The sequence below is a fragment of the Maribacter sp. HTCC2170 genome (assembly GCF_000153165.2).
GTDB lineage: Bacteria > Bacteroidota > Bacteroidia > Flavobacteriales > Flavobacteriaceae > Maribacter_A.
On record NC_014472.1, the window covers coordinates 1,131,284 to 1,146,070 of the forward strand.

At 37.4% G+C, this 14,787-nt stretch carries 10 protein-coding genes and 1 tRNA gene; all 11 read right to left on the reverse strand.

Annotated elements, in window-relative coordinates:
- Window positions 1-27 precede the first annotated feature (27 nt).
- The 11 genes from FB2170_RS05155 to trxA all read right to left on the reverse strand — a co-directional run bounded on the left by FB2170_RS05155 (window position 28) and on the right by trxA (window position 14,762).
- Window positions 28-723 carry an RraA family protein gene (locus FB2170_RS05155; RefSeq protein ID WP_013305465.1) on the reverse strand — a complete coding sequence of 232 codons (696 nt, stop codon included), beginning with the start codon at window positions 721-723 and terminating at the stop codon, window positions 28-30.
- A gap of 21 nt (window positions 724-744) precedes the next feature.
- Window positions 745-4,359 carry a glycosyl hydrolase-related protein gene (locus tag FB2170_RS05160; RefSeq protein ID WP_049782636.1) on the reverse strand — a complete coding sequence of 1,205 codons (3,615 nt, stop codon included), beginning with the start codon at window positions 4,357-4,359 and terminating at the stop codon, window positions 745-747.
- A 41-nt stretch (window positions 4,360-4,400) separates the two neighbouring features.
- Window positions 4,401-5,420, reverse strand: a complete 1,020-nt coding sequence (locus tag FB2170_RS05165) for a LacI family DNA-binding transcriptional regulator (protein WP_013305467.1) — start codon at window positions 5,418-5,420, stop codon at window positions 4,401-4,403.
- Between the two features lie 130 nt (window positions 5,421-5,550).
- Complete coding sequence (locus FB2170_RS05170; RefSeq protein ID WP_148232064.1) at window positions 5,551-7,059, reverse strand: sialate O-acetylesterase; 1,509 nt, start codon at window positions 7,057-7,059, stop codon at window positions 5,551-5,553.
- Window positions 7,060-7,063: 4 nt separating this feature from the next.
- Window positions 7,064-9,667, reverse strand: coding sequence for a sodium:solute symporter family transporter (locus FB2170_RS05175; protein WP_013305469.1), 2,604 nt, complete (start codon window positions 9,665-9,667; stop codon window positions 7,064-7,066).
- A 76-nt stretch (window positions 9,668-9,743) separates the two neighbouring features.
- The gene (locus FB2170_RS05180) at window positions 9,744-10,880 is read right to left on the reverse strand and encodes a sialidase family protein (RefSeq protein WP_013305470.1); all 1,137 of its coding nucleotides are present in this window, start codon (window positions 10,878-10,880) and stop codon (window positions 9,744-9,746) included.
- Between the two features lie 11 nt (window positions 10,881-10,891).
- Window positions 10,892-12,049, reverse strand: coding sequence for an AGE family epimerase/isomerase (locus FB2170_RS05185; RefSeq protein WP_013305471.1), 1,158 nt, complete (start codon window positions 12,047-12,049; stop codon window positions 10,892-10,894).
- 126 nt (window positions 12,050-12,175) lie between these two features.
- Entirely contained in the window at window positions 12,176-13,081 is a 906-nt protein-coding gene (locus FB2170_RS05190; RefSeq protein ID WP_013305472.1) for a dihydrodipicolinate synthase family protein, read from the reverse strand.
- Between the two features lie 209 nt (window positions 13,082-13,290).
- A tRNA-Asp gene (locus tag FB2170_RS05195) sits at window positions 13,291-13,364 on the reverse strand.
- Window positions 13,365-13,435: 71 nt separating this feature from the next.
- On the reverse strand, window positions 13,436-14,365 hold the full coding sequence (locus FB2170_RS05200; RefSeq protein WP_013305473.1) for a DUF58 domain-containing protein: 930 nt from the start codon (window positions 14,363-14,365) through the stop codon (window positions 13,436-13,438).
- Window positions 14,366-14,444: 79 nt separating this feature from the next.
- On the reverse strand, window positions 14,445-14,762 hold the full coding sequence (gene trxA, locus FB2170_RS05205; RefSeq protein ID WP_013305474.1) for a thioredoxin: 318 nt from the start codon (window positions 14,760-14,762) through the stop codon (window positions 14,445-14,447).
- Window positions 14,763-14,787: the final 25 nt, after the last annotated feature.

Sequence of the window (14,787 nt, forward strand, 5' to 3'; positions counted from 1 at the left end):
AATATGAGGTTTAAAGAACCGCTCATTCTACATAATTCCAAATTTCTCAAAAGCGTCGACGGTACTCATTCCAGCTTGCAACGCCTTTTTAACCAATTGTTCACCTCGTGCCTTTTCAATTGCTCCTGTAAAAGCTTCCTTAACTGCTGCTTTAGGCACGATCAAAACGCCATCAACATCGCCATATACAACATCACCGGGATGAATACGAATCCCAGCAATTTCTATAGGAACTCTATAATCGATTACCTTGCCTCGTGGTCCTTGATCCTGTGCATAACCTCCAAACGAAAAAGTAGGATATTCTAAACTGAGAATTTCTTTGGTATCCCTAGAATACCCATTAACTACTGCACCAGCCGCCCCTAGTTTCATTGCTCTTGTGCTCATTAGTCCTCCCCAAAGCGCATAATTGGGTGAGGAGCCCGAACAGATATAAACCTCGCCTTCCTTTAGACTATCCAACGCTTCGAACATAATTCCAAATGGCTTTTGCATTAAGGGATTATTGGTATTTTCTACAACCTCTTCAAATACATCGGCCTCCAAAACCGGCATTGCCCTTCCAATAACAACAAAATCATTATTCAAGGGTTTTATGTTCGGGGGAAGAAACTGATGTAGGTATCCCATTTTATCCAAGATATCACCAACCAATGCTACAAAAAGTTCCTTCTTCGCTATTTCAAAAAGCTCTTTATCATTTTTCCAAAGTGTTGTCATTACATCAATTTTATGAGTGTTTTATTTTTTATTCGCGTCAAGACTAAACGTTTCAATGGCGTATTTTCCAACCTTTAATTCAGGCGCAACAGGTGTTGGGTTCTCCTCAATTATGTTGGTATGTTTATATGAATTGATATCGAAATAAGAGGAAACATTCACTTTCTCATTGTCTTCCCAAACATTATACATTCTTGCTATTATTTCCTCTGAATCCTCTGCCTTTTTAATCGTTGAAATCATCACATTATCAGTATCTATGGAAAAGAAACTTAATGATTCAGGTAAGAATGATTTTGTTGATGAATCCGGATAAACCACCACATTAATTGGTTCGTTTTCCTGTTTTGCAATACGTTGTCCGTTTATGCTTCCTGCTTTGTTGGAAGTGAAGACATTATGGAATTTGTGGTTACCGGCCTGCGAGTATTCATTTCCCTCCCAATGGCAAGAGGTTCTACTGGCTAACAATATATGTTGTAAAACGACCTTACTATCATCATGGGAAGTTGGGTCTATCCAATCTGCAGCTGCTACCGAAGAACTCAAGGTAACTGAAACTTCATCATCAGTGGCTGAAATCCAGTCAATTATAGCTCTTGGGTGCACATCTTTACATAAAGGCGTGTAGCGCTCACCGGCCGTCTTTATTTCATCCTTACCAACACGAACACTGCCGAAAGGTACTTCATGTGCGATTTCAGGGCTATCCATATTAATAGGAAAAGCTGTTCTGAATTCACGGTATAATTCGCCTGACCAGTTTCGCAATTCCGTATTAAAATAAATACGTTTCAGGTTATGGTATAGTATAACATCCTGTCTTACAATAGCATGTTTTATTTCTTGCTCTAATCTATATTTTGTAAATACTGGCCCGTTTTCAAGTACTTCCCACTCAGGGTTATGAAGGCTCATTTTATCAAAGTCGACCATACTTACCTGTTGTACGTCTCCAAACTCACCAGCACCATTACCAACCGACTGTAAAGTGAAAATTTCACCTCCCCTTAGATTATCAGCTTCCAGTAATTCTTTCTTGAACTCTTTATCATACACTTGTTCAATTCCACCTTTCTCAAAAGTGATTTTGTAAAAAGGATTCTCATATGCGGAAGTCGATACATTATTGGCTTTATCTTCAACAGTATTCTTCTTATTAGCTAAGTAATAAGTGGCATAACCAATCGAAGGTATATTCTCAGCAATAAAGGTGATGTCTGCACTTTTCAAACTACCATCTTTGTAATAAGCTGCATTGGAAATTTGTGACGCCACAATTTTCTTTTTAGCATTCAACACACCAACATTCTTTGTTTCTCCTTGAGGAATCTGAACTGTTGTTGTTACAGGATCAGTACGCTCCCATGACAAACTATTGAATAACACTATTGGAGTTCCTAATTTTTCATTTTTCTTTATTCTAGTAGATAGGAAATCCAAACCTTTATTCAATAAATTTTGTCCCATGGTTCTTGATTTTACCAAATTCTCCTTGAATAAATTATCGGTAATATCACCATCGTGACCTCCCCAACCATGATCTGGATAGATTTTAGCTTGCCATGCTTCATCAAATTCCTTAAATGGATATTGCATTTTTTTGGGGTCGATGATATTTGCAACAGTTAAGAATTTCTCAGCGGCGGGTAGCAACTTAGAAGCTTCTCTACTTGCTGTCAAAGCATCGTGATGCCCAGGCCCATGAATATACACCCATACATTAGGTCTCTCGCCCATAATCGTATCTATCTTGGTGGCTTTTTTTTCTGCCAAAGGCAGAAATTCATCAACGGTCATGAGTTCCATTTTTGGCAAATGAACATTTTTCTCAGTACCCTTTTCATCTTTTAGGGAATCGAAAGAATTCCATGATTCTATAAACTCTGAGTAATCTATAGCAGGTAGCATATCCTGACTTGAAAGTAATGGGGTTTGTATTTCACTACCCTCAAAATTCTTTTCCCAGTACAATACCTGTTCGGCACCATACTTCATCTTATTATTCAAGTCTCTTGAAAGGTAAAGCAAGTCATTACCATAATGACCTGGGGAGTATGTAAACACAGAACTACCATCGGGGCTCGCCCAATGAAACAAACCTTTGGCATGTCTACTTATAATCATATAATCAACCCCTGCTTTTTTAAGAATCTGAGGAGTTTGCAACGATTTACCTGGTACATCAACATTCCAGTACACTTTGGAGTCATAACCCCCGAAAGTCTTTTTTACCCATTTTTTACCCAAATACAATTGACGTACTTGGTCCTCAGCATCATACATATCTTCATACGGACAGTTATAGGTGGCTCCTACTGAAATTAGTTTTTTATTCAGTAATGTGGTCAACTTTTCAACAGACTCAGGATGTCTTTCAATATACTCTCGTAACATTAGGCCGTCCTCAATATCAAATCCGTAATCATCCCTTATAAAAGCATCTTTGAGTACAGGTTTCAACAAAAGCGTATCTCTAAGAATGATGCATATCTCAGGACGATCGACCCAGGCAATATCTTGATGGCTAGAATTCATGATTGACACCAGGCCATTATCATATTTTTTGTCAAAAAAATCATTGTAAGTCTCTAAAAACTCCGGCTTGTACAATTTAGTTAAGTATGCTACCCACCCGTTGACATAATTTGTACGATGATGATATAGGTATTTACCATCGATATCGGTCTTTGATAAAACACCATCACCTTTTTCAAAATCAAGTACGATTTCTCTACCCTCATATACAATTGAAAAACTTTTTTTTGGCGGAGCGATACTGAAAGAAGCTTTTGATATTTCCCCTTGCGCCTTAAACTTCCTTACCTTACTTTTCTTTCCATCACTGATTAAATAAACCTTTTTGTCATTAAAATGAGTTGGTGCATCAACATACAACATTTCATTTTTTTGCTTGATCATGAATGCAGCTTCATCTGATATGGACATTTTTATGCGTTCAACCGCATCCGTAGCCTTAAAAATCATAACCCAGCAGTTTGAGTTCTTTTTATGGCCGTTGAATTTTATTTTAGCACTTTTTCCTTTTTCAAGTAATGAAATAGGTACCGTCAAACGGAAAGCACCAATACCATCTCCATTTCCATCTCTGTTAACTAATATATATTGTGCGTTTCCTTTTCCAGGGTTATCGGTTACAGAAAGGGTTCCATCTTCATTGGAATTGAAAGTCAGTAAATGTTTGTCATTCACATGAATATCAAACGATTCCCTTAAGTTAAAATCAATATCACTCAACATGAAAAAAGTCACTGTGTCCGAAGCATAGTCTGACGGCACCTCTCCAGTAAGGAATTCAAAACCCATTTCACCCGTGGTCGCCCTTGCTATCATTGATACATTGACATCTTCACGCAATGAAGGGTATAGAAAAAACTCTGAACCAGAAAGCATTTCTTTATAACCTTCAATGTCATCCTTACAAACACTGTACAGACCATAGTTGGTATTCAATTCTTGAATATGACCATTACCATTGCCTTCATGAAAAGGAACAAGTTCCCTTTTTTCTGTGAACAAATTCCTTTTATCGGCATATGAATTACCATATGCCAGCATTGCGAGACAAAAGACTATTATTGCCTTTAATGCATGAGATTTACATTCATTTTTCATAATTCTACTCTTACTAAAGCGGTTTAGTTTATTGCCAAATTTTATGCTCCACAGGATTTCCTAATTAAGAGTTTCGTTCTCAAAACCCGTTCATTATCAATCTCTAAATTTTTCTTTTCAATTTCATTTACCAAAATTTCCACGGCTTCGTTACCCATGGCTTCAACTGGCTGTTTGCTCGCTGTAATTGGTGGATCCACTAAGTCAAACGCGCCTAATTCATCAAAACTGATTATTGCCACACTTTCTGGCACTTCTATATCTAATAGTTTTAGCTCACGAAGTCCCGAAGCCGCCAAATAATGTGTGGTGAAAACTAATGCATCAACCTTATTTTCCCCTTGTACAATGGTTTTTAATGCTTTGCCCATTTCATTATGAAAATTGAAACGGTCAATTTTTTTTATATGCCCTGCTATTACTTCTAGTCCATTATCATTAAGCGCCATTTCGTATCCCAACTGCCTTTGCATCATTGCCTCCAACTCGCTTTCTATTGTCACCAATCCAATTTTATTTCGCCCGTTATTCAAAAGATGTTCGGTCATATCCCTTGTTCCGCCCTGGTTATCCACAATCACGTAATTACTACGAATGTCAGGATAATGCCTGTCTATCAATACAAAGGGAACTTTGGTCTTTCTTAATTTTAGGATATCCTCTTCATTCTCCTGGGTCGATGCGATTATTAAACCATCAACCTGTCTATTAAGCATGGAGTAGATCAATTCCTTTTCTGTTTCCGCGTCCTCATTCGAACTACTGAAAACAACATTGTATCCATATTCTTTTGCCCTAATCTCAACATAATGCGCAATCTTGGCATAAAAAATATCAGAAATATTGGGTAAAATCAATCCGATGGTCTCACTTTTTCCCAAACTCAATCCTCTGGCCATTTGATTTGGTCGGTAGTTGTTTTCCTTGGCAAAATCTAAAATTCGTTTTTGCGTTTCCTTGCTTATTTTATTTTCATCACCCCTATTATTAAGCACCAAGGATACCGCAGTCTTCGACAACTTCAACTCTTCGGCAATATCTTTTAAAAATATTTTTTTCAAAACTAACTAAATCGGTTTAGTTCAATCTCAAATGTACAACCAAACTGTTCAAATAAAAAACAATTGTCAAGATATCCCCTAAAATAAGAGTCCAAGAAAATTGAACTTTTCCAAATAGCCCAGTTATTCCTTAGTTCACTTTCAATTTAAATGTTGATGCTGGTAAATTTTCAGAATTGACAAGATTAGCATCGGTAAAAGGTTGCCAACCATAATACACATATTCTGGTTTGTACTGCGATGTCACCTCAACGATATGCTTGCATAACTTCGCTGGAACTAATTCAATCCCATCAATTGAAAAACCTCGCAAAACTTGATTGTCAGAAGTTTTTAGCCCATTAGCCGTATATGCAAAATCTATAATGATCTTACCCTCTATATATTTGGCTGTTATTGGGAGGGGTCCTGAGGGCACTATTTGTTTTCCATAAGTCTTATTTAAAGCCCAACGTGCCAATCGATACCCCACATCCTTTTTATTTGTTGGATGCACATCATTTATGAATCCTATATCACTCGAAACGGCCATTCCTCCATTTTCTATTTCATTTAATAATTCTCGTTGTTCGTCCCTAAATTTGGGCCAATATTTAGAATTGTAATGTGTCGTATCAATGGAAGAAAGTTGCACCCAGTAAAAAGGCATTTCAGGTTGCTTCCATTTCTGACGATAGTCTTCAATCAAAAGTTTTTGTAATTCTCCATATTCGTTTACCCTTTCAATCTCTTGGGCATTACTTTCACCTTGGTACCATATAATTCCTTTTATTGGTAACTTGAATAGCGGTTTAATTCCCGCTGAATAAGCAAATCCTGGTTTAAAAGCATGGTTTGGACCTAGTTCGTCTCCATCAAGAACTTGTATGTCACCTACATTTTGATGACCTCTTTCTCTTATCCACTCGGGCAAGACATTGTTATCTAGCCAATTACCCTTTACTTTGGATGAAAACAAGGAATTCCCTTCCATAACATTACGGCCAATAAAAGCTTCTATAGGGGCTCCACCGATTGCCATATTTATTAACCCAATAGGAACATCCACTTGCTCCAGAATTTCCTTTCCGAAATAATAGCCCACTGCACTCATCCGCTTTATGGAAATACTATCGCTTACCGCCCATCTTCCATCATAAAAGTCGTTTTCGTTCAATAACGATAATAGAGAATCATTAAAACTTTTATTATAAATGTTTTTTCCGGCATATGTGGTATTATAAAAACGAAGTGAAGGTAGATTAACATTCTTTTTCTCTTTGTCAAAATGCATTTCCCTTTCCATAGACCACTCCATGTTTGATTGCCCAGCACAAAGCCATACATCCCCTATCAGGATATTCGATAACACTATTCTTTCTAGACCACTTGATATGTAAATAGATTGGGGTGACGAATTGGACTTACTTTTCTTGAAATAGACACTCCATGTAGAATCTTGGCGAACTGCAGTTGCTATAGTATCTCTTCCAAATTCTATTTTCAAAGATTTATTTGGTATACCATTACCCCAGATGTGGATGGGCTCACCCCTTTGAAGAACCATGTTATTGGTGAAAGTATCAGGCAAACTTAACTGAGCACTAGCAGAATTTACACTAACAAAAAAAATCAAAAAGAGTGTCAAAAAATTCTTCATGAGTTTAGCTTTTATCTTTGAAAATAAGACTGAAAACATATCCAAAAACAAAACAGGAAGCCACACCAAAGAAAGCGTACATTAAAAAACTTATATCTGTAAAAACACTTATGTACCATATCAATAAAGCACTTGCCACCAACCCCATTAAGGTTCCTGTGGCATTTGCCTTTTTGGTTAACATTCCGAGAAGGAACATTCCTCCTAAACCTCCAGTAAAAAGGCCTAAGAATCGATAAAACTGGTCCCAAAGTGATTTGATATTGGAACTCGCCATCCAAAGAGCCAATAACACTCCCAAAACACCTGTTACTATGGTAGCAATTCTAGCGATTCGCAATAACCTTTTGTCTTTTACTTCCGGTCGAAAATGCGCGTAAAAATCATTACAATAAGCAGTTGAAACAGAATTAAGACTACTGCTAATACTAGACATTGCTGCAGAAAAAATGCCCGCCACGAGCAAACCAGAAACCCCAACTGGCAGCTCACGAACTATATACCAAGGAAATATGGAATCGTTGTTAGAAATGGCAGGAGATAAAGCGGTAGGCATTTCAGAATAGAAAATGAACAATAATGTACCTATGCCAAAAAAGATAATGGTTGCAGGAAGTGTAAGCACTGCATTGGTGTACAACGTTTTTTGGGAATCCTTGACATTGGTACTCGTTAAAAAGCGCTGTACAATGGTCTGGTCGGTACCTTGGGTTACCATGGCAGAGGCAAGACCACCAATGAACACTACCCAAAAAGTGGACTCAGTAAAATCAAAGTCCATATTCATAATGTTGAACTTATCACGTTCAGAGGCATACGAAATCATCTCACCAAAAGAAGTTTCGGTGTGCATCATAATCCAGACAATGGCCAATACGCTGCCGCCTAATAGCACGATGACTTGCATAACATCTGTCCAAATTACAGCTTCAATTCCTCCAAAAGTGGTATAAAGAATACATAACACTCCCATAATCAAAATACTGGTTTCTACAGGAATACCCGTTACTATAGAAATGGCCAGGGATGGCAATAACAAGACAATGCCTATTCTCCCCAATTGGAACAAAATGAATGAAAGACTACCAAAGGCCCGCGCCAGGTAATTGAAGCGATCTTCCAGATATTCATAGGCAGTACGTATTTTGAGCCTATTAAAAAACGGAATGAAAATAAAGGCAATTACCGGTGTTATCAGAATAGCGGTAATATTCAGAAAAAAGAAGGACCAATCTGTAACAAAGGCTTTGGCAGGAATCGCCATAAAAGTAATTGCGCTCAACAAGGTTCCAAAAACACTTAGCCCTGAGGCCCACCATGGTATACGTCCACCACCAACAAAGTAATCTTCAGTAGATTTTTGTTTGCGTATAAAATAAATGCCGATACCCAGCGAAATCAAAAGGTAGAGCGCCAAAACCGTATAGTTTATCGTACCAAAAGGTTCTACGGCTTCCGCTATTTCAAATTTTTGAACTTTTGGAGTTCGGATACCAGGAGAAATCTCACCCGAAACCACATAAAAATTATCCTCCTCTTGAAATGGCAATGCCGTTACTGGAATTTGGGTTTCAACGCTATCGTAAACAAACCATTTGTTTGTAATGGTATTATACCCAAGGATTTCTTTGGAAAATCCTGGGTGTGTATTTAGAATTCCATCTCTTCTTTCTATTAAACCCGAAATCAAAGAATCGTTTTGTTCCTGTCCAAGTTGTAAGGCTATACTTTCTAGTTCATTGAACAATACCTCATCAGAACCCCCGTAGACCATAATGTGCATTGATCCCTTGCTTTCAGCGGAAGGTCCCATAAGGACCCTTGGTTTGCCATGAATCAAAAGTTCACCCTCGTTTTTCCACTCACCTTTTTTTAAGTCATAGGAAAGAAAATCAGTCAATGGTACTGATCTTTTTCCAGCCGTTTGGTTACGTCCACCGATTACAAAGAGCTTTCTTGAATCTTTTGACTCTTGAACAGCAATAGTATGTACGGCTCTTGGAGGACCCGTAAAATCTTCTAGCTTTTCCCATTCATAATTTTTGTCGAGATTGAAACGATAAAAAGCATTCGTACTTTTTTGATTATTCTTTCCACCAACAACATATAGGTATTCTTCTTCAATTACAGCAGCTGTATATGCCAAGGGTTCTGGTAAAGAAGGGTATTCTATTATTTCCACATCATTTGTCGATGAAACATGCTTTAGGAGGTGGACTTTATCAGTGGTTTCTTCCGCATTTTCACCACCGATAATCAAGATTCCTTCAGGGGTGGCTACTGAAGCTCCATAAGCAATGGGAAAAGGCAGTGTCCTATTCAGCAATCTCCATTTGTTTTCTTCCAGTAAATAGATGTTATTGTGGTAAACCTTTTTTCCTCCTTTCCATGGTAGAGCTTCAGGGAAATTAGCGCCACCCGCTGCGATGATAACTTTGTCGTGCGCGCCACCCATCATACCCGCATATCCTAAGGGTGCAGCACCTTCTTTCAAGGCTGGTAAATCGGGCAAATTGGTTACCCTAAATTTGGAAGTTTCCTGCGAGAAACTGAACGGAACCATCAGAAAAAGTAATGCAAAGGTTGCTATAATTCTCGCTCGATTCATTTTTTCTAATATTCAGTTCTATTCTTAGATAAACACTTCACTGTGGTCTTCAACACCCTATTCCCAGACAGGTTCTCTAGTTCTTTTTCTTAGGCTTTTGATACTTGTCTTTTTTATTGGTAAGCCATTTTAAGGAAAAGCTGACGAATAAATTTTCTTTGTGCTTGTCTTTTTCAAATAATAAGCCAATATCACCATTTTCTAAAATTGTTAATGATGAATAGGCCGAAGGTCCTTCATACACAGTTTTGCCTTCAGACCATGTTTTGCCTTCGTCATAGCTCACTCGTACCGTCATATTTGTGCGTCCTTTATCTGAATTGGCGTTCGAAAATAGCAATCGGTTCTTATCGTGTCCATTTTTTATTGACGTGTATCGCACAATACTAGCATTACAACCTGGATCTGTCAATTGATGCTCTGCCTTGGTGACCCATGTTTTCCCTTCATCAGAAGATGTATGTACATACCGCACCCCTTTTTTATCATTAGACCTTGCATTCACCATCCAAGAACCGTCGACCAGCTCTACTACTTTTGACTCATTGGCTGGTGATACTGGATTGTCAATGAAATACCAAGTTTCCCCATGATCATCACTGCCAAATAAATGCATTCCACTATCCAAATTCACCATACAATGTAGAAGTTTCCCCGTACTTGTTTGAATTCCCCTGCCAGAAGTAATGAACTTAAAATCCTTATGCCATTCGGGTTTGACTATTTGAGCTGTTATATCTTTGGGCTCGCTCCAAGTTTTACCATTATCTGTACTCTTCATTACATGTAGATAATAAATGTCCTTTTCTGTATCCAAATTCATATAATTATAAAACAGAAAGATTTCTTTGGTCACCCTATCAACGATCATTGATGGATCAGAGGCAGATTTGCCAAAAGGAAAATCCACTATAGTCTCAATCTTCGACCATGTCTTTCCATTATCCTCACTTCGTCGCATTACTATGTTGATGTCCTTACTCCATTTTAAATCTCCGCAAGAGGGCACTCTTTCATCTATGGTGGCAACAAGATCTCCATTGGGTGCTGTGACAATTGCTGGTATACGGTAACATGCTATACTGTCATTAGAACTTGCATTGAACAGATCATGAATTTGACTTACTCCTTTCGGAATGTGATAAGTCTCTTTTTGGGCAGCACACGAAGAGAATACAAAGAGGACAATCAATACTGCAATTCTATTTGCCATAATTTATGTGTTTATTCAGATTCGATTTTTTTAAATGATTTCCAACATTGATACATAGCCCTTGGCACATGAAAACACCCTTTCCATTTACCCCCTTTTAGATTGAGTAAAACCTCTCCCTGTCTATTTAGGTAGCCAAACCATTCCCCATGTTCAGGGTCCGAAAAATGATTCCAAGAATACACGTGGACCTTATTATACCAATTTTCAATTCTTTCATCCCGGCTATGTTGATATGCCTTTGCTAAAGCCACTAAGGCTTCTAAATGCACCCACCATAGTTTTTGGTCCCATTCCAATTGTTGGGGAGGATGGCCTTTGGCATCTAAGAAATAATAGATGCCCCCATATTCTTTATCCCAACTGTATTCTAAAATGTTGAGTATGGTTTCAGTTGCTTTTTGTATTAAATTATTATCTTTTCTTCTCACGCCAATATCGATCATAAACCACATGGCTTCTATCCCATGCCCGGGGTTTAAAAGGCGCCCCTCAAAACTATCATCATGACTACCATCGGGCAATACATTTTCATATATTAATCCTGAGTCCTGATCAAGAAAAACATTCATAACCTCGTTGATACTAAAATCAACAGTTCTTTCAACTTCTTCAGGCTCTAGAACATCTTCAAGTTCCAAAACCAAATTTGAGAGTATCATTGGTAACGAAAAACCTTTTAAAGGTCTAGCCCCAGTATTTTTGGTATATATACCTTTTGGGTTATCCTTTCTTTCAAGAATGTTGAAATAGGTCCTTTTGGACAGCTCCTTGATTTTTTCATCGCCCGAGGCCTGGGCATATTGACTAAAAGCCATGGCAGCAAAACAGTCTGAAAAAATGTTATAAGGTTGTATTAATGGTTTTCCTTCTTTCGTGGTTGAAAAATAGAAATTCCCGCTTTCGTCCATTCCGTGGTTTACAAGAAAATCTACACCTGACTTTGCGATGTCCAACCATTTTTTATTTTTTTCAACTTTATTGTAGAGCATCGAAAAAGTCCATGCCTGCCTACCTTGTAACCAAATGAATTTATCGGTGTCATAAACATCTCCTTTTGTACCCAAGCAAGTAAAATACCCCCCGTTTTCGTAGTCTAGAGAATGCTTTTCCCAAAAGGGAATAATATCATTCAATAGTGCTTCCTTATAAAATTCTGCGTTCATCATTTTCAAAAAGCTAAACGTGCTTTAAATTAACATTTAATGCATAATATTGAATTCTATATTATACTGTAATAGGTTAAGAACCATAATAACATTCCTATAAAGTAGGGTTATTTGAAAAACAACAATTTATTTACCAAAATAAGGAGTAAGACCAATTGCATCCAGTTCTTTTGTTATTTCAACATAATCACCATCTTTTAATGTTGTATGAGGAAATCTACTTGGCCCGCAATCTATGCCCAATGTTTTCATAAAACCCTTAGCCACCCCGTTGTAACCACCCTTGTTATTTAAAGTATCTACAAATAACATGGCCTTGGTCTGTAAATCTGCTGCCATCTGGTAATCATCATTCTCAAAGGCTTCTTTTACTTTATAATAAAGAGGAGCCAAATGATTATAAGTGCTGCCCACCCAACCTTTTGTTCCTAGTGGTAAACTGGCAATAAACATTTCATCTACTCCAAATAGTATATTATACTTGTTACTGTCGTAATCAAAGCAATATTTATAATCGATCAAATCATTTTTTGTAAATTTCAAACCGGCAAAGTTTGGAATTTGCTTTGATGCGATTTTAACAAAATCGATCATTTTGATTTGTGCTCCAGACAAATCTGGTATATGGTAATAATAGAAAGGTAGACCAGGAGCGCAAGACGCAATATTTTTACAATATTCTACAAGCTTATCAACCGAGTTCACCTTAAAATAAAATGGTGCCAATGCCCCAATAGCATCAACCTTGTCCGCAGAATGCGAGGTAAGGTCCATTGCTACTTTTAAACTTGTATGGCCCACATGATTAATGAGTAAAAAATCATCTGCCCTATTTGCAGACCATGCTTCAACAATCAATTTTCGCTCTTGAATGGTCAATGATGCAAAATCTCCAGTAGTACCATTTATAAAGGCACCAGACACTTTGTTTCTTTTAAGAAAATCGCCGTATGTCTTGATAATATCCAAATTCAAAGAAGTGTCTTTGTGCATTGGGGTATATGTGGCTGCTACAAGATTTTTTATATTCATATGCTCGTTGGGAGTTATTATAGTCTGATTAACTGAATAACATATAATATTAGAATATATTAAAACCTTTTACAATTATTATCGTAGAAATCTCCATTAAATATATGGACAGAAAATATTCTAGTTTGCCCAACCAATTAAAGAACTACACCTAATAAAAGTCTAAAAACAACATAAAAAAAGCCCTCAACATTCGTTGAAGGCTTTTGCGGTCTGGACGGGACTCGAACCCGCGACCCCCTGCGTGACAGGCAGGTATTCTAACCAACTGAACTACCAGACCGTGCTTAGAGCGGTGCAAATATACATTGCTAAATGAAATCCACAAACAATTTCTTCAAAATATTCAGCTGCTTATAAGAATTTTTGACGCTCAACCATAAAAGTATTCAGGACTTTTGAAAAATCACCTCGTACATCAACATCAACATATTTTATTTTGTATTGTGCGCATTTCATTTTGAGCTCATCAAAATAATTCTTGACGGCGTTTTGATAACCTTCCTTTACCGTATCCGAAAAAATATCGATATGTTCACCCGTCTCAACATCTAAAAAACGTTTAGGTGTGTTCTCAAAGTCAAAATCGAATTCCTTTTCAGCATCCAACAAATGAAATAAGACCACCTCATGTTTATTATATTTCAAATGACGTAGTGCATCAAATATTCTATCATCCTCTTTGGTGGTCTGGAACATATCCGTAAACAGAACAACCAAGCTTCTGCGTTTTATTTTTTCTGCGATTAAGTGTAGATAGGTGTATAATTCTGTCTGTTTTGCAGGCTTGCTTTCCAAACTGATCTCACTCAATTTGGACAATAGCATTTGATGATGCCTTTCACTCCCCTTTTCTGGTGAATAAAAATTATATGAGTCTGAAAACACACTTAAGCCCACCGCATCGCGTTGTCTTTTGAGGATATTCATAAGTGCCGCAATAGCCAAAACTCCAAAACCAATTTTGTTCAAGTCATCAATTCCCAAATTCTTTACCTCTGGATAATACATCGATGCTGAATTATCCAAAATCATATGACACCTTAAATTGGTTTCCTCCTCATAACGTTTGGTATAAAGTTTATCTGTCTTTGCAAATAGTTTCCAATCGATATGCTTGGTACTTTCACCGCTGTTATAGATTTTATGTTCTGCAAATTCTGCGGAAAACCCATGAAAGGGACTTTTATGAATTCCGCTGATAAAACCCTCGACCACTTGTTGGGCTAAAAGTTCCAAATTTTGGAAAAGGGATGCCTTATCTAATTCTGACCGAAGGTTCATATTTTTTAACTATACAACTAATATAAAACAAAAAGGTTCGGCAAATGCCGAACCTTTTTTAATCTAAAGAATTTTCTTTTTACAATAGTGCATCAATTGCATCCGTATAGACTTTCTTAGGAGAAACCCCAACCTGTCTATTCACGATTTCGCCACCTTTGAAAACCAAAACTGTAGGAATGTTTCGCACTCCATATTTTGCTGCGAACTCTTGGTTAGCATCTACATCTACCTTTCCTACAACGGCTTTACCGTCATATTCTGTGCTTACCTCATCAATGATAGGACCTACCATTCTACAAGGCCCACACCAAGCTGCCCAAAAGTCAACTACTACTGGTTTATCGCTTTTTAAAACTACTTCATCAAAAGTAGCATCTGTTATTTCTAATGCCATGTTTGTTTATTTAAATATTATGCAA